Annotated in this window: 20 protein-coding genes and 1 pseudogene; 13 read left to right on the forward strand and 8 right to left on the reverse strand. The window is 70.7% G+C overall.

Annotated elements, in window-relative coordinates; translation table 11 throughout:
* Positions 1-38: 38 nt before the first annotated feature.
* The 3 genes from OIC96_RS32175 to OIC96_RS32185 are packed head-to-tail and all read left to right on the forward strand — an operon-like array spanning position 39 to position 2326.
* Complete coding sequence (locus OIC96_RS32175; RefSeq protein ID WP_330304501.1) at positions 39-392, forward strand: histidine triad nucleotide-binding protein; 354 nt, start codon at positions 39-41, stop codon at positions 390-392.
* A 6-nt stretch (positions 393-398) separates the two neighbouring features.
* Positions 399-1304: a ribonuclease Z gene (locus OIC96_RS32180; protein ID WP_330304500.1), complete on the forward strand. Its 906-nt coding sequence runs from the start codon at positions 399-401 to the stop codon at positions 1302-1304.
* Positions 1305-1324: 20 nt separating this feature from the next.
* Positions 1325-2326 (forward strand): adenosine deaminase, encoded by a 1002-nt coding sequence (locus OIC96_RS32185; RefSeq protein ID WP_330304499.1) that lies wholly within the window; start codon positions 1325-1327, stop codon positions 2324-2326.
* Here OIC96_RS32185 and OIC96_RS32190 read toward each other — a convergent pair.
* Positions 2323-3585, reverse strand: coding sequence for an MFS transporter (locus OIC96_RS32190; protein ID WP_330304498.1), 1263 nt, complete (start codon positions 3583-3585; stop codon positions 2323-2325). The two genes, OIC96_RS32185 and OIC96_RS32190, sit on opposite strands and share 4 nt — an antisense overlap.
* Before the next feature lie 389 nt (positions 3586-3974).
* Here OIC96_RS32190 and OIC96_RS32195 point away from each other — a divergent pair, with 389 nt between their 5' ends.
* From OIC96_RS32195 to OIC96_RS32215, 5 genes are all read left to right on the forward strand, one after another.
* Complete coding sequence (locus OIC96_RS32195; RefSeq protein ID WP_330304497.1) at positions 3975-5084, forward strand: carbohydrate kinase family protein; 1110 nt, start codon at positions 3975-3977, stop codon at positions 5082-5084.
* Positions 5085-5200: 116 nt separating this feature from the next.
* Entirely contained in the window at positions 5201-6268 is a 1068-nt protein-coding gene (locus OIC96_RS32200) for a PhoH family protein (protein ID WP_330304496.1), read from the forward strand.
* Between the two features lie 12 nt (positions 6269-6280).
* On the forward strand, positions 6281-6778 hold the full coding sequence (ybeY, locus tag OIC96_RS32205) for an rRNA maturation RNase YbeY (RefSeq protein WP_189185145.1): 498 nt from the start codon (positions 6281-6283) through the stop codon (positions 6776-6778).
* Positions 6775-8085: a hemolysin family protein gene (locus tag OIC96_RS32210; RefSeq protein WP_330304495.1), complete on the forward strand. Its 1311-nt coding sequence runs from the start codon at positions 6775-6777 to the stop codon at positions 8083-8085. Before ybeY ends, OIC96_RS32210 begins: the two co-directional genes overlap by 4 nt.
* Positions 8086-8145: 60 nt before the next feature.
* Positions 8146-8505 carry an MmcQ/YjbR family DNA-binding protein gene (locus tag OIC96_RS32215; protein ID WP_330304494.1) on the forward strand — a complete coding sequence of 120 codons (360 nt, stop codon included), beginning with the start codon at positions 8146-8148 and terminating at the stop codon, positions 8503-8505.
* Positions 8506-8509: 4 nt separating this feature from the next.
* On the opposite strand, the gene OIC96_RS32220 is transcribed toward OIC96_RS32215, so the two are convergent.
* A complete protein-coding gene (locus tag OIC96_RS32220; RefSeq protein ID WP_330304493.1) occupies positions 8510-10009 on the reverse strand; it encodes an MFS transporter in 1500 nt (499 codons plus the stop codon).
* Positions 10010-10154: 145 nt separating this feature from the next.
* Between OIC96_RS32220 and OIC96_RS32225 the strand changes: the two genes are divergently transcribed.
* Together OIC96_RS32225 and OIC96_RS32230 are read left to right on the forward strand one after the other, a co-directional pair.
* Positions 10155-10976, forward strand: coding sequence for a helix-turn-helix transcriptional regulator (locus OIC96_RS32225; protein WP_406502258.1), 822 nt, complete (start codon positions 10155-10157; stop codon positions 10974-10976).
* Between the two features lie 73 nt (positions 10977-11049).
* On the forward strand, positions 11050-11403 hold the full coding sequence (locus tag OIC96_RS32230) for a cytidine deaminase (RefSeq protein ID WP_330304491.1): 354 nt from the start codon (positions 11050-11052) through the stop codon (positions 11401-11403).
* Positions 11404-11727: 324 nt separating this feature from the next.
* Here the strand turns inward: OIC96_RS32230 and OIC96_RS32235 are convergent, their stop codons facing one another.
* Both OIC96_RS32235 and era read right to left on the reverse strand, forming a co-directional pair.
* Entirely contained in the window at positions 11728-12279 is a 552-nt protein-coding gene (locus OIC96_RS32235; RefSeq protein WP_330304490.1) for a DinB family protein, read from the reverse strand.
* Positions 12280-12343: 64 nt separating this feature from the next.
* Complete coding sequence (gene era / locus OIC96_RS32240; protein ID WP_327428618.1) at positions 12344-13303, reverse strand: GTPase Era; 960 nt, start codon at positions 13301-13303, stop codon at positions 12344-12346.
* Positions 13304-13479: 176 nt separating this feature from the next.
* On the opposite strand from era, the gene OIC96_RS32245 reads away from it, so the two are divergent.
* Together OIC96_RS32245 and OIC96_RS32250 are read left to right on the forward strand one after the other, a co-directional pair.
* Positions 13480-14787, forward strand: coding sequence for an ammonium transporter (locus OIC96_RS32245; RefSeq protein ID WP_330304489.1), 1308 nt, complete (start codon positions 13480-13482; stop codon positions 14785-14787).
* Positions 14784-15122, forward strand: a complete 339-nt coding sequence (locus tag OIC96_RS32250) for a P-II family nitrogen regulator (RefSeq protein WP_327428616.1) — start codon at positions 14784-14786, stop codon at positions 15120-15122. Before OIC96_RS32245 ends, OIC96_RS32250 begins: the two co-directional genes overlap by 4 nt.
* On the opposite strand, the pseudogene OIC96_RS32255 reads toward OIC96_RS32250, so the two are convergent.
* The 4 genes and pseudogenes from OIC96_RS32255 to OIC96_RS32270 all read right to left on the reverse strand — a co-directional run.
* Positions 15019-16047, reverse strand: a pseudogene (locus tag OIC96_RS32255) (WxL protein peptidoglycan domain-containing protein); the annotation flags it as partial. The gene OIC96_RS32250 and the pseudogene OIC96_RS32255 overlap by 104 nt on opposite strands.
* Before the next feature lie 71 nt (positions 16048-16118).
* Entirely contained in the window at positions 16119-17444 is a 1326-nt protein-coding gene (locus OIC96_RS32260; RefSeq protein ID WP_330304488.1) for a beta-xylosidase, read from the reverse strand.
* A 224-nt stretch (positions 17445-17668) separates the two neighbouring features.
* The gene (locus tag OIC96_RS32265) at positions 17669-18145 is read right to left on the reverse strand and encodes a hypothetical protein (RefSeq protein WP_330304487.1); all 477 of its coding nucleotides are present in this window, start codon (positions 18143-18145) and stop codon (positions 17669-17671) included.
* Between the two features lie 405 nt (positions 18146-18550).
* Positions 18551-19387, reverse strand: a complete 837-nt coding sequence (locus tag OIC96_RS32270) for a helix-turn-helix transcriptional regulator (protein ID WP_330304486.1) — start codon at positions 19385-19387, stop codon at positions 18551-18553.
* 192 nt (positions 19388-19579) lie between these two features.
* Here OIC96_RS32270 and OIC96_RS32275 point away from each other — a divergent pair, with 192 nt between their 5' ends.
* On the forward strand, positions 19580-20437 hold the full coding sequence (locus OIC96_RS32275; protein ID WP_330304485.1) for an NAD-dependent epimerase/dehydratase family protein: 858 nt from the start codon (positions 19580-19582) through the stop codon (positions 20435-20437).
* Positions 20438-20456 lie beyond the last annotated feature (19 nt).

The raw sequence follows: 20456 nt of genomic DNA on the forward strand, positions 1-20456 counted from the left end.
GCGGACGTAATGATCGGCTGGCGTGAGGAGGCACACGCATGGCGGGCGAACCGCAGGACGACTGCCTGTTCTGCAAGATCGTCGCGGGGCACATCCCGGCGACCGTGGTCCGGGAGACCGACACCACCGTCGCGTTCCGGGACATAAACCCCCAGGCACCCACCCACGTCCTGGTGATCCCCAAGGTGCACTACCCGGACGCGGCGTCGCTGGCCGCCGCCGAGCCCACCATCGCCGCGGACATACTGCGTGAGGCCGCCGAGGTCGCCGCCGAGGACAAGCTGGAGAGCTACCGCGTCGTCTTCAACACCGGCAGCGGCGCGGGGCAGACCGTCTTCCACACGCACGCGCACGTCCTGGGCGGCCGCGGCATGCAGTGGCCGCCGGGGTAACCGACCTTGTCCGTACGTGAATTGGTGGTCCTCGGCACCGCCAGCCAGGTCCCGACCCGGCACCGCAACCACAACGGCTATCTGCTGCGCTGGGACGGCGAGGGACTGCTCTTCGATCCCGGCGAGGGCACGCAGCGCCAGATGCTGCGTGCCGGGGTCGCCGCGCACGACCTGCACCGGATCTGCGTCACCCACTTCCACGGGGACCATTCGCTCGGGCTCGCCGGCGTGATCCAGCGCATCAACCTCGACCGCGTACCGCACGAGGTGACCGCGCACTATCCGCGCTCCGGCCAGCGGTTCTTCGACCGGCTGCGCTACGCCACCGCCTACCGTGAGACCGTCGCCCTGACGCAGGCGCCGGTCGCGGCGGACGGAGTGCTCGCGACCACGCCCTCGTACACCCTGGAGGCGCGGAAGCTCTCCCACCCCGTCGAGTCCTTCGGATACCGGCTGGTCGAGGCGGACGGGCGGCGGATACTGCCGCGGCGGCTCGCGGAGCACGGGATCAAGGGGCCGGACGTCGGACGGATCCAGCGGGAGGGCACGCTCGGCGGTGTCTCGCTCGACGACGTCAGCGAGGTGCGGCGCGGCCAGCGGTTCGCGTTCGTCATGGACACCCGGCTGTGCGAGGGCGTGTACGCGCTGGCCGAGGGATGCGACCTGCTCGTCATCGAGTCGACCTTCCTCGACGAGGACGAGCAACTCGCCACTGACCACGGCCACTTGACGGCCGGCCAGGCGGGGCGGGTGGCCAAGGACGCCGGCGTGCGGCATCTCGTGCTCACCCACTTCAGCCAGCGCTACTCCGATCCCGACGAGTTCGAGCGGCAGGCGCGCGCCGCCGGGTTCGAGGGGGAGCTGACGGTGGCACACGATCTTCTGAGAGTGCCGGTTCCGAAGCGCCGGTGAATCGCCTTTACCATGCTCTGATGTCCCTCCCCAAGGCTGAACTGCACCTGCACATCGAAGGCACCCTCGAACCCGAGCTGGCCTTCGCGCTCGCCGCGCGCAACGGCGTCACGCTGCCGTACGCGGACACCGAGGAGCTGCGCAAGGCGTATCTCTTCGACGATCTCCAGTCGTTCCTGAACCTGTACTACGAGCTCATGGCCGTACTGCGGACGGAACAGGACTTCGCCGACCTGGCCGACGCCTACCTGGCGCGGGCCGCGGCGCAGGGCGTGCGGCACGCGGAGATCTTCTTCGACCCGCAGGCGCACATCGTCCGCGGGGTGGCCATGGGGACGGTCGTCGAGGGCCTGCACCGCGCGCTCGCCCGCAGCGAGGAGACGCACGGCATCTCCACGCAGCTGATCATGTGCTTCCTCCGCGACGAGTCCGCCGAGTCGGCGCTGGAGACGCTGGAGGCCGCGAAGCCCTACCTCGACCGGATCGTCGGCATCGGCCTCGACTCCGCCGAGGTCGGACACCCGCCGGTCAAGTTCCGCGAGGTGTACGAGGCCGCCGCCGCGCTCGGTCTGCGACGCGTCGCGCACGCCGGCGAGGAGGGCCCGCCCGCGTACATCACCGAGGCCCTCGACGTCCTCGGCGTCGAGCGCATCGACCACGGGCTGCGCTGCATGGAGGACCCCGAGCTCGTCGAACGGCTCGTACGGGACCGGATCCCGCTCACCCTCTGCCCGCTGTCGAACGTACGGCTGCGCGCGGTGGACGTCCTGGAGGACCACCCGCTGCCCGCCATGATGGACGCCGGGCTGCTGTGCACTGTCAACTCCGACGACCCCGCGTACTTCGGGGGCTACGTCGGCGACACCTTCCACGCCGTGCACGAAGCACTGGGCCTGGACCACGAGCGGCAGCGGGAGCTGGCACGCAACTCCTTCGAGGCGTCCTTCCTGGAGCACGACGAGGAGCGGCGGGCCCGGTACATCGCCGAGGTCGACGCGTACGAGTTCGACCTGCTCGACTAGACGGCCTGCTTGTACGTGGTTCCGGGCCCCGGTGCGGCTGCCGCCTGCCGGGGTCCCGCCATGTCGTACGCCGTCCGCCCGGCGGGCACGGCCTCCAACGGGATCTCGACGACCGGGTGTTCCTGCGGGGTACCGCGCCTCGGACGGAGCGCCACGGCTGTCAGGGGGACGGTGACGAGCAGCAGGCCGAGCGCCAGGATCACGCCCATCCCCGGGTAACCCGCCCGCGCGGAGAGCAGACTGCCGACGAGCGGGCCGCACGCCGTGCCGAGCGAGGAGGCCGAGCCGACCAGGACCGCCCACCGTCCGCGCGGATCCAGTGAGGCCGCGAGGCCGATCAGATACGAGAGCACGACCGGGTAGAGCGTGTTCCAGGCGATCTCGCCCGTCGCGAAGGACGTCAGGTCACCGGCCGCCGCGCTGAGCGCGATACAGCCGGCGATCAGGGCCGTACCGGCGCCGATGGGCAACGCGCTGCCGAGCCGCGGGCCCAGCGCACCCGCGCCGATCACACCCAGCAGCCCCGCGCCGAGCGCCACCGCGAACACCGCGCCGACGGTCACTTCGGTGAGCCCCGCCTGTGTCAGACCGATGCGGCCGCTCACGCCCCAGAGGGAGTTCTGGGCGAGGGACCAGAAGAACAGGGAGGCGGCGAGGACCAGACCCGAACGGAAGTGAGGGAGGGGGTCGGTGGCGCGGAGCGCCCGGGACGCGGGTGCGGGAGTGCGGGTGGGGAGGCGCCGCGTCACGGGCAGCACCAGCAGCGCCGTGCAGGCGACCGCGGCGAGCGGGAGGCCGTGGGCCGGGCCCAGGTGGGGGATCGTCAGGTACAGCACGCCCGCGAGGCCGGAGACACCGAGCAGGCCCAGGGTGGTGGTGCGGTGGGGGTCGCGCTGGGCGGCCACGCCGGTCGCGGCGACCGTGGTGGCGGTACCCGAGCCGAAGCCTCCGGCGACGGCGCCGGTGATGACCAGGGGGACGGTCGTGGTGAGCGCGGCGGTGCCGTAGCCGACGGCCGCGAGGAGCAGGCCCGTGCGGGCGAGTGTGCGGGGGCCGAAGCGGTCGACGCGGGAGGCGAGCAGGAACCCGGCTGTCGCCGAACTCAGCAGCAGTGCGCTGCCGATGGCGCCGGCCTGGGTGGCCGTGAGCGGGAGGCCCGCGTCCAGTCTGCCGACTGTGGTCGGCAGCAGGTACGCGGCCAGGTACCCGGCCGTGAAAAGGGCGACGAGGGGCCAGGGGGTGGTGATGCGGGCGGACACGGGCGTTCCCAGGGCATGCGAAAGGAGCGGCTCAATGAGGGGGTTGGGCGGCTGTCGACGGACAGGAACGCGCGGGCAATTTGTATCAAGGGGGTGGGGGTGCGAAGAAGGTGGGGTCGTGTGATGTGGGGCACGTTGCGTTTGGAGCGGGGGTGCACGGGTAAACGGGCTTTCTTTCGCCCCCGCCGCCCCTACCCGTCCCATCCCTTCCTGGGGGCTGCGCCCCCAGACCCCCCTAAAAGATTGCGCAGTTCCCCGCGCCCCTTTTAGGGGCGCGGGGAACTGCGCGATCACCCGCAGCCGACACACAACCCAGGGGTGGAAGGGGCGGAGCCTGTGGGTGCCGTGGTGCACACTGGCCAGGTCCGCACCATGTCAGGGAGCGCATCGTGATCGCGTCCAACGGAGAGCGACCGTTCGGCCAGGCCCATGTCGACCCGCTCGCCGGGCTGCGCACTCCCCAGGACCCGCCCTGGGACGTCTATCTCACGGGCACGGTCTTCTTGGACATCATCTTCACCGGGCTCGATTCCGCCCCCGTGCGGGGGACGGAGTCCTGGGCGCGGGGGATGGGTTCCAGCCCCGGCGGAGTCGCCAACATGGCGACCGCCCTGGCCCGGCTGGGGCTGAAGACCTCCCTGGCCGCGGCCTTCGGGGACGACCACTACGGGGAGTACTGCTGGGACGCCCTGGAGCAGGGCGAGGGCATCGACCTCTCCCCGTCGCGCAGCGTACCCGGCTGGCACTCCCCGGTCACCGTGTCCATGGCGTACGAGGGCGAACGCACGATGGTCAGCCACGGCCACGAGCCACCCCCGGAGGAACCCGCACCGGAACACGCCCCACGCGCGCGTGCCGCCGTGGCCTCGCTGACCCCGGGCACGCGCGCGCCCTGGATCGCCCAGGCCGCCCGCGAGGGCACCCGGCTCTTCGCCGACGTCGGCTGGGACGACACCGGCCGCTGGGACCTGGCGGGTCTGGCCGATCTCGAACACTGTGAGGCGTTCCTGCCGAACGCGGAGGAGGCGATGCGGTACACCCGCGCCGACTGCCCGCGCGCGGCGGCACAGGCGCTCACCGCGTACGTACCGCTGGCGGTCGTCACCCTCGGTTCGGAGGGCGCGTACGCCGTGGACGGCCGTACCGGCGAGACCGCCGAGGTCCCGGCCATCGCGGTCGAGGCCATGGACCCGACCGGCGCCGGTGACGTGTTCGTCGCCGGCTTCGTCATGGGCACCCTCGCCGACTGGCCCCTCGCCGACCGCCTCGCCTTCGCCGGCCTCACCGCCGCCCTCTCCGTCCAGGAGTTCGGGGGGTCGCTGTCGGCGCCCGGCTGGTCCGAGATCGCGGCGTGGTGGCGCCGCGTCCAGTCGGTCGACGCCCAGGACCCGACGGCCCTGAGCCGGTACGCCTTCCTGGAGGGCCTGCTGCCGGAGGTGACCCGCCCGTGGCCACTGCGGCGGGCGGTACCGACGATCGGGTTCGGACGCTCGGCGTGAGCTGAGGAAAAGCCCTACGGCTCTGTCAGTGCGGCGACGTACGCTGGGAACCGCAAGGCTGCCCATGTGGCAAGCGTGCCGACCGAGGAGGATACGCAGGCCTACAGAGCCGGCCCATGACTCAGACACCCACAGCTCACACCCCCGCGCAGGGGCAGGCGCGAGCGCACTTCACCGTCCCCGCCCAGCACCCCATGGTGACCGTGCTGGGGTCCGGCGACTCCCTTCTGCGCGTGATCGAGAAGGCCTTCCCGGCGGCCGACATACACGTCCGGGGCAATGAGATCAGCGCGGTCGGCGATGCCCGTGAAGTCGCCCTCATCCAGCGCCTGTTCGACGAGATGATGCTGGTGCTCCGCACGGGCCAGCCGATGACGGAGGACGCAGTGGAACGCTCGATCGCCATGCTCAGGGCGAGCGGGAACGGGGAGGGCGACGGCCAGGAGACTCCGGCCGAGGTGCTCACGCAGAACATCCTGTCCTCGCGAGGCCGCACCATCCGCCCCAAGACGCTCAACCAGAAGCGGTACGTCGACGCCATCGACAAGCACACCATCGTCTTCGGCATCGGCCCCGCCGGTACGGGCAAGACGTATCTCGCCATGGCGAAGGCCGTGCAGGCGCTCCAGTCCAAGCAGGTCAACCGGATCATCCTCACCCGCCCCGCGGTCGAGGCCGGCGAGCGGCTCGGATTCCTGCCGGGCACGCTGTACGAGAAGATCGACCCCTACCTGCGCCCGCTCTACGACGCGCTGCACGACATGCTCGACCCGGACTCGATCCCGCGGCTGATGGCGGCGGGGACCATCGAGGTCGCGCCGCTCGCCTACATGCGCGGCCGCACCCTCAATGACGCCTTCATCATCCTCGACGAGGCGCAGAACACCAGCGCCGAGCAGATGAAGATGTTCCTCACCCGCCTCGGCTTCGACTCGAAGATCGTGGTCACGGGTGACGTGACACAGGTCGACCTGCCGACCGGCACGAAGTCGGGTCTGCGCCAGGTCCAGGACATCCTGGAGGGCGTCGACGACGTCCACTTCTCGCGGCTCACGTCCCACGATGTCGTACGGCACAAGCTGGTCGGCCGTATCGTCGACGCGTACGAGAAGTACGACAGCGAGAACGGCACCGAGAACGGCTCCCACAAGGGCCGCGGCAGAGCCGGCCACAAGGGGAAGTAGAACAGCACGCCCATGTCGATCGACGTCAACAACGAGTCCGGAACCGAGGTCGACGAGCAGGCGATCCTCGACATCGCCCGCTACGCGCTCGCGCGGATGCGCATCCACCCGCTCTCCGAGCTCTCGGTGATCGTCGTGGACGCCGACGCCATGGAGCAGCTGCACATCCAGTGGATGGACCTGCCCGGCCCGACGGATGTCATGTCCTTCCCCATGGACGAGCTGCGCCCGCCGTCCAAGGACGACGACGAGCCGCCGCAGGGGCTGCTCGGTGACATCGTGCTCTGCCCGGAGGTCGCCGAGCGGCAGGGCAAGGAAGCTGCGACGCAGCACTCCATGGACGAGGAGCTCCAGCTCCTCACCGTCCATGGAGTGCTGCACCTGCTCGGCTACGACCACGAGGAAGCGGACGAGAAGGCAGAGATGTTCGGTCTGCAGGCCGCCATCGTGGACGGCTGGCGCGCGGAGAAGGGCATGACGGGCCCCTCCCCGGCCCCGACCGTTTCATGAGTCCGCAACTCGTCCTCGGCGCCGTCCTGCTGGTCGTCGTCGCCTGGCTCGCCGCCTGCGCGGAGGCGGGCCTCGCGCGCGTCTCCAGCTTCCGCGCCGAGGAAGCCGTACGCAGCGGCCGGCGCGGCAGCGCCAAGCTCGCCCGGGTCGCCGCAGACCCGACCCGCTATCTGAACGTGGCGCTGCTCGTGCGGGTGGCCTGCGAGATGGCCGCCGCCGCGCTTGTCACGTACGCCTGCCTGAAGGAGTTCGACCAGACCTGGCAGGCGCTGTCCGTCGCGATCGCGGTCATGGTCCTCGTCTCGTATGTCGCGGTCGGCGTCTCCCCGCGCACCATCGGCCGCCAGCACCCGCTGAACACGGCGACGGCGGCCGCCTACATCCTGCTGCCACTGGCGCGGGTGATGGGGCCGATCCCGCCCCTCCTCATCCTCATCGGCAACGCGCTCACGCCCGGCAAGGGCTTCCGGCGCGGCCCCTTCGCCTCCGAGGCCGAGCTGCGCGCGCTGGTCGACCTCGCCGAGAAGGAGTCGCTCATCGAGGACGAGGAGCGCCGCATGGTGCACTCGGTCTTCGAGCTGGGCGACACCCTCGTACGGGAAGTGATGGTGCCGAGGACCGACCTCGTCGTCATCGAGCGGTACAAGACCATCCGCCAGGCCCTCACCCTCGCCCTGCGCTCCGGCTTCTCGCGCATCCCCGTCACCGGGGAGAACGAGGACGACATCGTCGGGATCGTGTATCTGAAGGACCTGGCCCGCAAGACGCACATCAGCCGCGACGCCGAGTCCGAGCTGGTGTCGACGGCCATGCGGCCCGCCACCTTCGTGCCCGACACCAAGAACGCGGGCGATCTGCTGCGCGAGATGCAGCAGGAGCGCAACCACGTCGCCGTCGTCATCGACGAGTACGGCGGCACGGCCGGCATCGTCACCATCGAGGACATCCTGGAAGAGATCGTCGGCGAGATCACTGACGAGTACGACCGCGAGCTGCCGCCCGTCCAGGAGCTGGGCGACGACCGCTACCGGGTGACCGCCCGCCTCGACATCGGCGACCTCGGCGAGCTGTACGGCTTCGAGGCGTACGACGACGAGGACGTGGAGACCGTCGGCGGGCTGCTGGCCAAGGCGCTCGGCAGGGTTCCGATCGCCGGGGCCTCGTCGGTGGTCGAACTGCCCGACGGGCGCGAGCTGCGGCTGACCGCAGAGTCCGCGGCGGGGCGGCGGAACAAGATCGTCACGGTGCTCGTCGAGCCGGTCGGCCCGGTGGATCCGGAGCCGTCGGAGGACGAAAAACCGGAGTGACCTTCTGGGGACCAAAAACCGGAGTGAACCCGTGAACCCTTCCGAGGAGGAGAAGCCGGAGTGACCCCGCAGCAGCTGCGCGCGTTCTGTCTGTCCTTCAACGCGACCGTCGAGGACTTCCCCTTCAACCCGGAGACCTCGGTCTTCAAGGTGCTGGGCAAGCTCTTCGCGCTGAGCAATCTGGGCGCGCGCCCGCTCACGGTCAATCTGAAGTGCGACCCGGAGGACGCGGTCCGGCTGCGCGGCGAGTACCCGGGGCTGATCATCCCCGGCTATCACATGAACAAGCGGCACTGGAACACGGTGACCGTCGACGGCGAACTCCCGGACCGTATGGTCCGGGAGCTCATCGAGGATTCGTACGATCTCGTCGTCGCCGGTCTGCCGAAGGCCGAGCGCCTCCGCCTCGACCGCCCCTGAGGCCTCAGGCCTCGACCGTCCCCGAGCGGCGGCGGCCGAGTCCGACCGCGATCAGCACCGCCGCCGCCAGGACGATCGCCGTGTCCAGGGCGAGCACCGTGCGGACACCGGTCATCAGGTCGTCCGACGTCGTCGCGAGGACACCGAGCAGCGGGATGCCGATCGTGAGGCCGACCTGCTGGGTGGAGGTCACCAGGCCGGTGGCCAGGCCCTGTTCCTCGTTCGGCACGCCCGAGGTGACGGTCAGGCCGTACGAGATGATCGCGCCGAGGTGGCACATGCTGGCCAGGCCGACCGCGGCGGTGGCGAGCCAGACGGACCAGGTGTGCGTGTTCAGCAGCACCAGCGTCGCCACGAACAGGCCCTGACCGGCCAGCGAGCCGACCAGCGTACGGCGGGCGCCGAAGCGGCCGATGACCTTCGGGGCGTACATCCCGGCGAGCGCCGACAGGGCACCCTGGAAGCCGAAGATCAGGCCCGTCTCGAAGGCGGAGAGACCGAGCGTCTCCTGGAGGTACAGGGTCATCACGAAGACCACCGTCGACATCATCGAGAACGTGACCAGACCGCCCAGGTTGCCCCACGCCACCGTGCGGCGGCGCAGCATGGGGAGGCTGACGAGCGGGGAGTGGGCGCGGGACTCGACGTAGCCGAACGCGGCCAGCAGGAGCACGCCCGTGACGAGGGTCGCGATGACGTCGGCGCCGCCGAAGCCGCGGTCCGCCGCCGTCGACAGGGCGTAGATCAGGGCCAGCAGACCGCCGGTGACGGTGACCGCGCCGGGGATGTCCAGGCGGGGGCGCTCCGGGGTGCGGGACTCGGGCAGCAGGCCCGGCGCCAGCGGCAGCACGATCAGCGCGAAGACCGTCAGCAGGCCCATCGTCGAGCGCCAGCCCACTACGTCGGTGAGGACACCGCCCGCGACCATGCCGATCGTGAAGCCGAGCGACAGCAGCGTGCCGGCGATGCCCAGGGCGCGGTCGCGCGCCGGGCCCTCCGGGAAGGTCGTCGTCAGCAGCGACATGGCCGTCGGCACGATCGTCGCGGCGGCCAGGCCCTGCAACGCCCGCCCGGCCAGGAACGACGCCGGGTCCCAGGCGAAGGTCGCCAGCAGCGAGGCCGCACCGAAGAGGGCGAGACCCGCCAGGAACAGCTTGCGGCGGCCGTACAGGTCGCCGATGCGGCCGAAGAGCAGCAGGAAGCCGCCGGACGGCAGTGCGAAGGCCGTGACCGCCCACTGGAGCGCGGACGGGCTCATGCCCAGGTCCTTGCCGAGTACGGGCAGCGCCACGTTCAGGACGGAGAAGTCGAGCGCGACCATGAACTGTGCCGCGCAGAGGACGAAGAGGACGAGCTTGTCGCGGGTCGACAGCCGGGTGCCGAGCGGGGGTTGGGGGTTCGGGGAGTCCTGTACGGGGGGTGTGTGTACGGGGGGTGTGTGCGCGGAAGCGATGGTGCTTCCGGTGGTGGTTTCAGTGGTGGTTTCGGTCGTGTCGATCGCCATGGGCAAGAGCTTCCTGCGATCGGAACAACCGTGGGGAGCGGGAACTTATGCTGGTGGTCGCACCACCAGTCACCAACAGGGGGATTCGCACGTGACGGAGGACGCGCTCAGGACCAACCGGCGGCGGGAGCTGCGGGACTTCCTGATGAGCCGCCGGGCCAGGGTGTCACCGACGGAGGCCGGGCTGCCCGACGGCGGGGCCCGCCGCCGTACCCCCGGTCTGCGCCGCGAGGAGGTCGCGGTGCTCGCGGGTGTCGGCGCCTCCTGGTACCAGTGGCTGGAGCAGGGGCGGGACATCTCCGTCTCGCCGCAGGTGCTCGACGCGGTCGCCCGGGTGCTGCGGCTCAGCAACGCCGAGCGACGCCATCTGTATCTGCTCGCCGGGCTGAACCCGCCCGCGCCGGAGGTCGCGCCCGAGGTCCGGGACATGTGCGACGGGCTGCGGCGGCTGATCGACACCTGGATGCCGTATCCGGCGCACATCATGGACCCGTACTACAACTGCGTGATGTACAACGACGCCGCCGGGATGGTTCTCGGCATGCGGCCCGGCAACACGCAGAACTGCATCATCGACTTCTTCACCGACCCGCTCTACCGGGGCCGGTCCCGGACCTGGGAGGTGAACGCGCACACGGTCGTCGCCCAGTTCCGGGCGTCCTGCGCCGCCGCGCCCGACGACGAGGGGTACCACGAGGTGCTGGCCCAACTCCGGGAGGTCAGCGAGGAGTTCACCGAACTGTGGGAGCGGCGGGACATCCAGGACGCGGGCCAGATCCGCAAGGAGCTCGACCATCCGCTGGTCGGTCTGCTCGCCGTCGAGTCCACTGCCATGAAGGTGCCGGCGCGGCCCGATCTCACCATCGTGTTGCATACGCCGCTGCCGGAGGCGAACACGGCGGCGAAGCTGGAGTGGCTGGCTTCGCCCGAGGGGCGGCGGGGGTCGATGTATCCCGTTGCCGGGTGACCCCCTTTCGGCAGGGCCCAATCGGTAGACCCCTTCGGCGGGGGTGTGCGTCGACACTTCGTATGCTCAGGGCATGACCGACAGCAGCGCGCTTGACCCCGAGGACCGCAAGATCGTGACTTTGGCCCGTTCCGTGCGGGCTCGTAATGGTGTGCCCGAGGGGGCGGCCGTGCGGGACGAGACGGGACGTACGTATGTCGCCGGCACCGTGGCTTTGCCTTCGTTGCGGTTGAGTGCGCTGCAGACCGCGGTGGCTATGGCGGTGGCGTCCGGGGCGAAGTCGTTGGAGGCGGCGGCCGTTGTGTCCGAGGCGGAGGGGGCCTCGGAGGAGGATCGGGCGGCTGTGCGGGACCTTGGCGGGGCCGGGACGCCGGTGCTGGTGGCTGGGCCTGATGGGGCCGTACGGGTCGTCGTCAGCGCGGGCTGAGTGGGTTTTCGCCCCCGCCGCCCCTACCCGTCCCATCCCCAGGGGCTCCGCCCCTTCGACCCCGCCCGGCTTGTTCGTCGGCTGCGGGCCGGTGGGGGCTTGTCGCGCAGTTCCCCGCGCCCCTGAAGGCTCGGGGCTGCGCCCCATCGCCCCCCCCGGGCCCGTAGCCCGTAGCCAAACGAAACAACCGCAACCCACCCGCACCTAAGGGGCGCGGGGAACTGCGCAATCTTTTAGGGGCGCGGGGAACCGCGCGGCCAGCCCCCACCGGCCCGCAGCCAAAGAACAAACCCACGCACCCACCCCCACCCACCCGCGGAGCGGTCAGCGGGGTGGGTCCTCGCCCACGAGGCCGTCCACCGACTCTCTGATGAGGTCCGCGTGGCCCACGTGTCGGGCGTACTCCTCGATGAGGTCGATGAGGATGCGGCGGAGGCTGGGGGCGCGTCCGTCGGGCCAGCGGCGGTCGGCGAGGCGGTCGAGGCCGCCGTCGGACAGGGCCTGGGCGACCAGGGTGCGGGAACGGGCCACCGTGTCCTGCCACAGGGTGTAGAGCTGGTCGGGGGTGTCCTCGGCGGCCGAGTGCCAGGTCCAGTCGGGGTCGGTGTCCCAGTCCGCCGTGTCGAAGGGGGGACTGGGCCGGCGGTCGAACAGACGGCCCGAGAAGTAGTCGTCCTCGACATGGGCCAGATGCTTGAGCAGTCCGCCCAGGGTGATCGAGGAGACGCCCACCGTCGCGCTCAGGCCGGCCGCGTCCAGACCCCCGCACTTCCATGCGAGGGTCGCGCGCTGTCGTTCCAGGGAGCCCAGCAGGGTTGCGGTCTCGTCACCCGCGACGGGGGGCTCCGGATGCACGTGCTCGTCCACGTAGGTCATGGGCCGGGAGTGTAGGCGGGACCACTGACAACGCGGAGGAGACGGATGCGGATGCGGATACGGCTCAGAAGCCCAGCTTGCGCAGCTGTCGGGGGTCCCGCTGCCAGTCCTTGGCGACCTTCACGTGCAGGTCGAGGAAGACCGGAGTGCCCAGCAGCGCCTCGATCTGCTTGCGGGACTTGATGCCGACCTCCTTCAGGCGCTTGCCCTTGGGGCCGATGATGATGCCCTTCTGGCTGGGGCGCTCGATGTAGACGAAGGCGTGGATGTCGAGGAGGGGCTTGTCGGCGGGGCGGTCCTCGCGGGGCAGCATTTCCTCGACGACGACGGCGATGGAGTGCGGGAGCTCGTCCCGTACGCCTTCCAGGGCCGCCTCGCGGATCAGCTCCGCGATCATGACCTGCTCGGGCTCGTCCGTGAGGTCGCCCTCGGGGTAGAGGGCCGGGCCCTCCGGGAGGAGGGGGACGAGCAGGTCGGCCAGCAGGTCCACCTGCTTGTCGCCGACCGCCGAGACGGGGACGATCTCGGCCCACTCGAAGCCCAGCTCCTTGCCGAGCTGGTCGATCGCGATGAGCTGCTCGGCGAGCGTCTTGCTGTCGACGAGGTCGGTCTTGGTGACGATCGCGACCTTCGGCGTCTTCTTGATGGACGCCAGTTCCTTCGCGATGAACCGGTCGCCGGGGCCGAGCTTCTCGTTCGCGGGCAGGCAGAAGCCGATGACGTCGACCTCGGCCCACGTCGTGCGGACCACGTCGTTCAGGCGCTGGCCGAGCAGCGTGCGCGGCTTGTGCAGGCCGGGGGTGTCCACCAGGATCAGCTGCGCGTCGGGCCGGTGCACGATGCCGCGTACCGTGTGCCGCGTCGTCTGCGGCTGGTCCGCGGTGATCGCCACCTTCTGGCCGACCAGAGCATTCGTAAGGGTGGACTTGCCCGCGTTGGGGCGGCCCACGAAGCAGGCGAAGCCGGCGCGGTGGGGGGCCTCGGACGGCTCGGATGACGGGGTACGAACGCTCATGGCGCCCATTGTCCCTGATCCACAAGCCCCCGCCGCACGCCGAGCGCCCCTGGACGCTCCCGCGGGGCCCGGTGAGCTTCCGGAAACCCCCGCGCAACACGAAACACGCCGGAAACGCGTATGTGCACAACCGGAAACGCGGGACCGTGACGCTCTGACGACGCCCCCACCCCGTTGGAGAGACCGTGACCCTGGCCGCCGCCCAGATCGACACCGGCGACACCGCCTGGATGCTCGCCGCCACCGCGCTCGTCCTCCTGATGACGCCGGGCCTCGCCCTGTTCTACGGCGGCATGGTCCGCACGAAGAGCGTCCTCAACATGCTGATGATGAGCTTCGTGTCGATCGCCCTGGTCACGGTGGTGTGGCTGGCCGCCGGATACTCGCTCGCGTTCGGCGACGACGCCTTCGGCGGGCTCATCGGGGGGCTGGATCACGCCGGAATGGCCGGTCTCGGGCCGGACAGCGTCCAGGGAACCGTCCCCACCCTCCTCTTCGCCACCTTCCAGCTGACCTTCGCGATCATCACCGCCGCGCTGATCAGCGGTGCGATCGCGGACCGCGCGAAGTTCGGCGCGTGGATGGTCTTCGTGCCGGTATGGGCGCTGCTCGTATACGTTCCCGTCACCCACTGGGTGTGGGGCCCCGGCGGCTGGATCCTGGACAAGCTGGGCGCACTGGACTTCGCGGGCGGTCTTCCGGTCGAAATCACCTCAGGCGCCTCCGGACTCGCCCTCTGCCTGGTCCTCGGCCCGCGCCTCGGTTTCAAGAAGGACGCGATGCGGCCGCACAACCTGCCGATGGTGATGCTGGGCGCCGGTCTGCTGTGGTTCGGCTGGTTCGGCTTCAACGCGGGATCCGCGCTGGGCGCCAACGGTCTGGCCGCCGCCGCTTTCCTCAACACCCTCGCCGCCGGCTGCACCGGCCTGCTCGGCTGGCTCTTCGTGGAGCAGAAGCGCGACGGCCACCCCACCACGCTCGGCGCCGCGTCCGGCGCGGTCGCGGGCCTGGTGGCCATCACCCCGTCCTGCGGGTCCGTGTCGTTGGTGGGCGCGCTGGTCGTCGGACTCGCCGCCGGTGTCGTCTGTTCGTACGCCGTGAGCTGGAAGTTCAAGCTGAACTACGACGACTCGCTGGACGTCGTCGGCGTGCACCTGGTCGGCGGGATCATCGGCACGCTGCTCATCGGGGTCTTCGCGACGGAGACGATGACGGGTGGCGCCGAGGGTCTCCTCTACGGCGGCGGGCTCGGCCAGCTCGGCAAGCAGGTGGTCGCGGTCGTGGCCGTCGGGGCGTACGCCTTCGCCGTCACGTACGGGATCGGCAAGCTGCTCGACAAGGTCATGGGCTTCCGGGCGAGCGAGGACGAGGAGTACACCGGCCTGGACCTTACGGTGCACGCCGAGAGCGCCTACGATCACGGGGTCCTGGGCCATGGCGCCCCGGTCTCGTCATCCGTCTCCACCACGCAGAAGGTCAAGACCCAGGCATGAAGCTCATCACCGCGATCGTCAAGCCGTACCGCCTCGACGAGGTCAAGACCGCCCTGCAGGAGATCGGCGTGCACGGGCTGACCGTGACCGAGGCCAGCGGGTACGGGCGTCAGCGCGGGCACACCGAGGTGTACCGCGGTGCCGAGTACCAGGTGGACCTCGTCCCCAAGGCCCGTATCGAGGTCGTCGTCGAGGACGCCGACTCGGAGGCCGTCATCGAGGCGATCGTGAAGGCGGCGCAGACCGGGAAGATCGGGGACGGGAAGGTGTGGGCGGTGCCGGTGGAGACCGTCGTACGGGTACGGACGGGCGAGCGCGGCCCCGACGCACTCTGATCACCACCACCGCGGCCGCGATCACCACCCCCACGACCACCGCGACCAGCCAGGGCAGCGCGAAGAACGACGCGCTCGCCGACTCGCGGGTGCCCGGGGCGCTGGCGGTCAACTTCACGTCGCCCCATTCGAGTTGAGGGGCCCCGTACCACGGCTCGGTCAGCCGGACCCGCTGCCCGGGCAGCAGCTCCGAGGGGATCTTGGTCAGCCCCCGCGACAGCAGCGTACGGCCGAAGAGGCCCTCGGCCCTGAGCCGCACCTTCGGATTCAGGGTCACGTTGCCCGTGTTGTGGAGGGTGTACGAGATGGTGGCCGTGCTGTCGCCGATGCCGGGGACCAGGGGCTGGTGGTGGGCGATGTGGACCTTCTCGACGGCGATGGCGGGGACCGTCGGGCCGCCGACGCGGAGGTAGATCCGGGCGCCGACCGCCCGCTGCACCCCGACCTGGAAGGTCCCGTCGCCCGTGTCGACGCGTTCGTCGAGGGCGACCAGCGCGCCCGGGTGGTCGCCGGGTTCGGCCTTCTCGGGCACCTTGAGCGTGAACGGCACGGTGACCGTGCCGTGCGCGGGAACCGTCACCCGGGAGCGCGCGGGCCGCGCCCACGCGCCGACACCTCGCTGCTTCTCCTTCACCGTGCGTACGGCGAACCCGCCGTCGCGCGCGGTGTTGTAGGCGTCGGCCGCGTACAGCCGGAAACTCAGCGGCTTGCCCGTCTTGTTGGCGACGACGACCTTGTCCTTGATGGTCTGTCCGGGGTCGGCGGAGAGATAGAAGTAGGGCCGCGCGGCGATGCGTGAGGCGACGGGGTAGACGGACCAACTGCCGTTGTCGGCGGCGTACGAAGGCGCCGCGAAGCAGCCCAGCAGCGCGGTCAGGAGTGCGGTCGGGAGTGCGATCAGGAGGAGGACGTACAGCTTGCGCATGGGTGCGGACCCCCACGGACGAGGTGGACGGGCGGGTGCGCGCCCGGCCACGGAAGGTGCGGACGGACGGATCAGCTGAGCGTCAGTGTGAGCACGCCGGAGTACGATCCCGGCGCCGTGAACTGCGGTACGTTCAGCGACAGTTGGGCGTCGACAGTGAACTCACCACCGGTGAGCGTGGCTGCCGGGGCGGACGCCAGCGTCGCTCCCGAACTCCCCACGGTGCCGGGCGAACCGGCCTGGCAGGTGCTCGGGCTCCCGGCCTTGGTGACACATGCCGGGGTCCAGCTGAGCTGCCCGGCATCGATCTTGGCGCCGGGAGCGGTGAAATCGGTGACCTTGCCGGTCAGGGACCAGCCCGCGGGTCCGCCGCGGAAGTCCTGGACGGTCACCGTCTGCAGATCGCCGGTCGAGGGTCCGCCCTTGCCGAAGTCGACCGCCGTCAGCGTGACGGAGTCCCCGGCCTGAGACATCGACAGCTTGCCCGGGTTCACCGTGGTGGTGAGCTTCTGGGCGTTGTCGGGGATGGGCGTGTTGTCGATGACGGTGTACGCGGCAGGCCCCGCGCCCAGGTCGCTACTCCACGCGGCTCCCTCGTACGCCACGACGCCCGTCGTCGTCTTGTCGTTGACGACCAGGGGACCGCTGATGGCACCCGAAGCGTCCGCGGTCACCGTCGCGGTGTCCCCGGTCTGACTGGCACCCGACCGTCCGGCGAGCGTGACGGTCGCGCCCGGGGTGAAGTTGCTGCCGGTGACGGTCACGCTGTCACCGGGGTTCCCGGAGGCCGAACCCAGCTGGATGGCGCGGGTGTTGGGCTGGGGTGCGTCCGCCGCGGTGATCGTCTCGGAGACGGGCGCGGGCGGGTTGGTGACCGTGCAGGGCGTGTCCAGCTCCAGGATGTAGCTGGTGTGGATGTTGTAGTCGCCGGGCGAGAGGGTGATGGCACCGGGCGCGGTGACCGTGAAGGTGCCGGTCATCTCGAACCCCGGGAAGGGCGCGTTGCCCGCCACCGGATCGTTCTTCTTCTCTCCGACGACCGTGACGTCACCGGTCTGGGCCCCGCCCAGGGTCACCTTGCCGCTCGGCGTCATGATGTCGGCCGGCAGGCTGATCGAGGTGGGGTTGCTCGCGGCGGGCGTCACCACCTTGTAGGTCACCTTGACGGTGTCGCCGACCTTGGGGCTGGCGTTGTCCACCGTGACGATCGCGGTGGTGGTGCCGTCGATCGGCGGGATCCCCGCGACCGCCGGCGGGATGCAGTGCGTGGCGAAGTCCACGTTGGTGGCGGCCCCCGCCGGGGCGGCCAGCGCGCCCCCCGCGGCGACCGCGAGAGCGGTCACCCCGAGCAGCGCCGCCCAACGGCGTCTTCGGGTTGTCGAACCCGTGGTTGACATGGTTGTTGCCCCCTCCTGAGGGTTGCGGGCGCAGCGGCTCTTCTGCGCCGACAGGGGGCCATTGATGTGCGGGTTGTGTGAGAAGTCAATGGAGGGTTGATACGGCAACTGATGACCCATCAGTTTCTGTCATGGTCATCAACTCCGGTTGCCCGCAGGGTGGTTGAGAGGGAGGAACCGGTGCCGCTGCGCGCGGGCGGCACCGGTCTTCGCGCCTGCGGGGTTTACTCGAACACGAACGGGCTCGGGGACTGTGCCGCGTCTGCCGTGCACGTGATGGTGATGCCGAAGACCACCATCTGCAGGGAGCCGCCGTATGCCTCCAGGCTGTCGCCGGAGGCGACGGTGCCGTCCAGGGGGCCCACCGAGACTCCGCCGCCCGCTGCGATGGCGGGGTTCTTCGTGCCGGTGAAGGCGGTGGTGCCGCCGCTCGCGTTCACCATGGTCAGGGTGGAAGTGATCGAGTCCTGGGCGATGCTGATCGGGGCCGTGATCTCGGTGGAGCTGAGGGTGATGGTCGCGGCCGTGCCGGTCTGGGTGGCGGTGAGGGTGGCTTCGCCGCTGCCGCCGATGCTGCAGGTTGCGTTGATGGTGGCTGTCTGGGGGGTGACGGCCGCGGCGGTGGGGGCGAAGGCCAGGCCGGTCGCGGCGAGGGTGCCGGCGGCTAACGCCGCGGTGATTCCGAGTCGCTTGCCTCTCATTGGGTTCCCTTCCCTTGTACGGGAATTGCCATGTGGGGATGGTCGGGACGGAGCCGTCCGCGCGTATCTGACGGTCCGTCGGAATGTGCGGTTCCATTGATGCGCGGGTGGCTTGGGGTTGCAAGGGATGCCCGACGGATTCCTTCAACGCTCATCAAAACTGGCCGAAGTTGAGCCATGGGCCGGTTTCCTCGCCCCCGCCGCCCCTACCCGTCCCATCCCCAGGGGCTCTGCCCCTTCGACCCCGTTCGGTTGTGTGTCGGGTGCGGGTGGGTGGGGGGCTGGGCGCGCAGTTCCCCGCGCCCCTGAACAACCGCCGGCCCGCCCCGGGTGCTTTTAAAGGGCGCGGGGAACTGCGCAATCTTTTGGGGGTCTGGGGGCGAAGCCTTCCTGGGACCCCCGCGGTCACGGGTGCGCGGGGGTCATGTTCTGGAGGCCCAGTACGCGGAGGAGTTGGAGGCGTTCGTGGGCGTCGGTGCCGGGGCGGGCCGTGTGGACTATCAGGAGTTGGTTGTCGCCGGAAGCGAGGAGGATTTCGCAGTCCAGGTCGAGCAGGCCGACGGTGGGGTGCTGGAATCTCTTCGTCGAGGCGCGGCGTACAGCGACCTCGTGTGAGTCCCACAGCGCGGCGAACTCCTCGCTCGCGGTGCGGAGTTCGGCCACCAGGGCAGCCGGCGCCGGGTCCTTCGGGCGGGCCGCAGTGATCGCGCGCAGATTGGCGACGTGGGAGCGGGCGTGCGCGGGGTGGTCCTCGGGCGGGAAGAGAGCGCGGGCGCGAGGGTCGGTGAAGAAGCGGCGTACGAGATTGCGTTCGGTGCCCGCCTCGCCGACGAGCGCCGCCGCCATCGCGTTCTGGGCGAGCACGTCGCCGTAGTCGGTCATGACCTGCGCGGGCGCGTCGTGCAGCCGGTCCAGGATCAGCAGCAGACCGGGGCGGATGTACGCCGAGGCGCTCTCGGCGCGCGGGGGTTCCTCGCCCGCCAGGTGGAACAGGTGGTCCCGTTCGTCGCCGGTGAGGCGGAGCGCCCGCGCCAGCGCGCCGAGCATCTGGCGGGAGGGGCGAGGGCCGCGGGACTGTTCGAGCCGCGTGTAGTAGTCGACGGACATACCCGCGAGCGCCGCCACCTCCTCGCGACGCAGACCCGGCGTACGGCGTCGGGCACCGGCCGCGAGGCCCACGTCGGAGGGCTCCAGCCGGGCGCGGCTGCGGCGCAGGAAGTCGGCGAGCTCGGCTCGGTTCACCTCTCCACCCTGGCCGAAGCCGCCCGTCTTATCCAGGGACTGCCGGTCCCCGGATGAGGAGGTCTCTCCCGCCGCGCCCGGCCCGGGCCGAAGCTCGATACCGAGGCCCCGAGGCCCCGATCCCCCAATGAACGAGGCATCGGGGGATCGGCCAACCATCGACCAACCATCGACTGACAGGAGTGCATCATCATGCTGACTCTGGTGACAGGAACCACCGGTGAGGTCGGGCGCCGCTTCGTACCCCGGCTGTTGAGCCAGGCACCCGCAGGTGACCAGGTACGGGTCCTGGTCCGCGACGAGTCCAGGGCGGCCGCCCTCGCCGACCTCGGCGCCCAGGTCGCGGTCGGTGACCTGCGGGACTCCGAGGTGCTCGGCAAGGCCTTGGCGGGCGTCGACGCGGTGGTGAACATCGCGGCCGCCTTCCGTGGCGTACCGGACGAGGAGGCCCGGGCGGTCAACCGCGACGCCGCGCTGGAGCTGGGGCGGGCCTCCGTCGCCTCGGGCGTGCGCCGGTTCGTGCAGGTCAGCACGAACCTCGTGTACGGGACCGGCCGCGGGCGTCCGCACACCGAGGAGGACCCGACCGTGCCCGGCGGCGAGATGTGGGGCGCGTACCCGGAGTCGAAGGCGGAGGCGGAGCGAGGCCTCCTCGCCCTGGAGGGCGGTATGGACGTACGGATCGGGCGGCTCTCCTTCGTCTACGGCGACGGCGACCCGCATCTGGCCGCATCGATGCGGTGGGCCGCGCACTGGGCCGCCACCCAGCGCCTCCAGCTGGTCCACCACGCCGACGTCGCCCAGGGCCTCCGCCGCCTGCTGTACGCCCCGGGCGCGGACGGCGGGATCTACAACATCGCCGACGACGCCCCCGTCACCGCCGTCGACCTCCACCGGCTCAACGGCGCCGAGATTCCGCCCGCCCTGTACGAGCGCACGGACTCCGACCCCTGGCTCGGCATCGTCTCCACGGCCCGCATCCGCCGCGACCTGGGCTTCCGCCCGCTGTACCCGTCGGTGTGGACCGCCCAGGACGCCGGCGCCCTGTGACCGCTGAGTCCGCTCAGAG

This window comes from Streptomyces sp. NBC_00775 (assembly GCF_036347135.1).
GTDB classification, from domain to species: Bacteria; Actinomycetota; Actinomycetes; order Streptomycetales; family Streptomycetaceae; genus Streptomyces; species Streptomyces lutosisoli.

What these genes read in the sequence shown, in the direction of transcription:
- OIC96_RS32175 (WP_330304501.1), top strand. Translation starts at nt 39, where the DNA reads ATGGCGGGCGAACCGCAGGACGACTGCCTGTTCTGCAAGATCGTCGCG.
- OIC96_RS32185 (WP_330304499.1), top strand. Translation starts at nt 1,325, where the DNA reads ATGTCCCTCCCCAAGGCTGAACTGCACCTGCACATCGAAGGCACCCTC.
- OIC96_RS32200 (WP_330304496.1), top strand. Translation starts at nt 5,201, where the DNA reads ATGACTCAGACACCCACAGCTCACACCCCCGCGCAGGGGCAGGCGCGA.
- ybeY (WP_189185145.1), top strand. Translation starts at nt 6,281, where the DNA reads ATGTCGATCGACGTCAACAACGAGTCCGGAACCGAGGTCGACGAGCAG.
- OIC96_RS32210 (WP_330304495.1), top strand. Translation starts at nt 6,775, where the DNA reads ATGAGTCCGCAACTCGTCCTCGGCGCCGTCCTGCTGGTCGTCGTCGCC.
- OIC96_RS32220 (WP_330304493.1), bottom strand. Translation starts at nt 10,009, where the DNA reads ATGGCGATCGACACGACCGAAACCACCACTGAAACCACCACCGGAAGC.
- OIC96_RS32225 (WP_406502258.1), top strand. Translation starts at nt 10,155, where the DNA reads ATGAGCCGCCGGGCCAGGGTGTCACCGACGGAGGCCGGGCTGCCCGAC.
- OIC96_RS32230 (WP_330304491.1), top strand. Translation starts at nt 11,050, where the DNA reads ATGACCGACAGCAGCGCGCTTGACCCCGAGGACCGCAAGATCGTGACT.
- OIC96_RS32235 (WP_330304490.1), bottom strand. Translation starts at nt 12,279, where the DNA reads ATGACCTACGTGGACGAGCACGTGCATCCGGAGCCCCCCGTCGCGGGT.
- era (WP_327428618.1), bottom strand. Translation starts at nt 13,303, where the DNA reads ATGGGCGCCATGAGCGTTCGTACCCCGTCATCCGAGCCGTCCGAGGCC.
- OIC96_RS32250 (WP_327428616.1), top strand. Translation starts at nt 14,784, where the DNA reads ATGAAGCTCATCACCGCGATCGTCAAGCCGTACCGCCTCGACGAGGTC.
- OIC96_RS32260 (WP_330304488.1), bottom strand. Translation starts at nt 17,444, where the DNA reads ATGTCAACCACGGGTTCGACAACCCGAAGACGCCGTTGGGCGGCGCTG.
- OIC96_RS32265 (WP_330304487.1), bottom strand. Translation starts at nt 18,145, where the DNA reads ATGAGAGGCAAGCGACTCGGAATCACCGCGGCGTTAGCCGCCGGCACC.
- OIC96_RS32275 (WP_330304485.1), top strand. Translation starts at nt 19,580, where the DNA reads ATGCTGACTCTGGTGACAGGAACCACCGGTGAGGTCGGGCGCCGCTTC.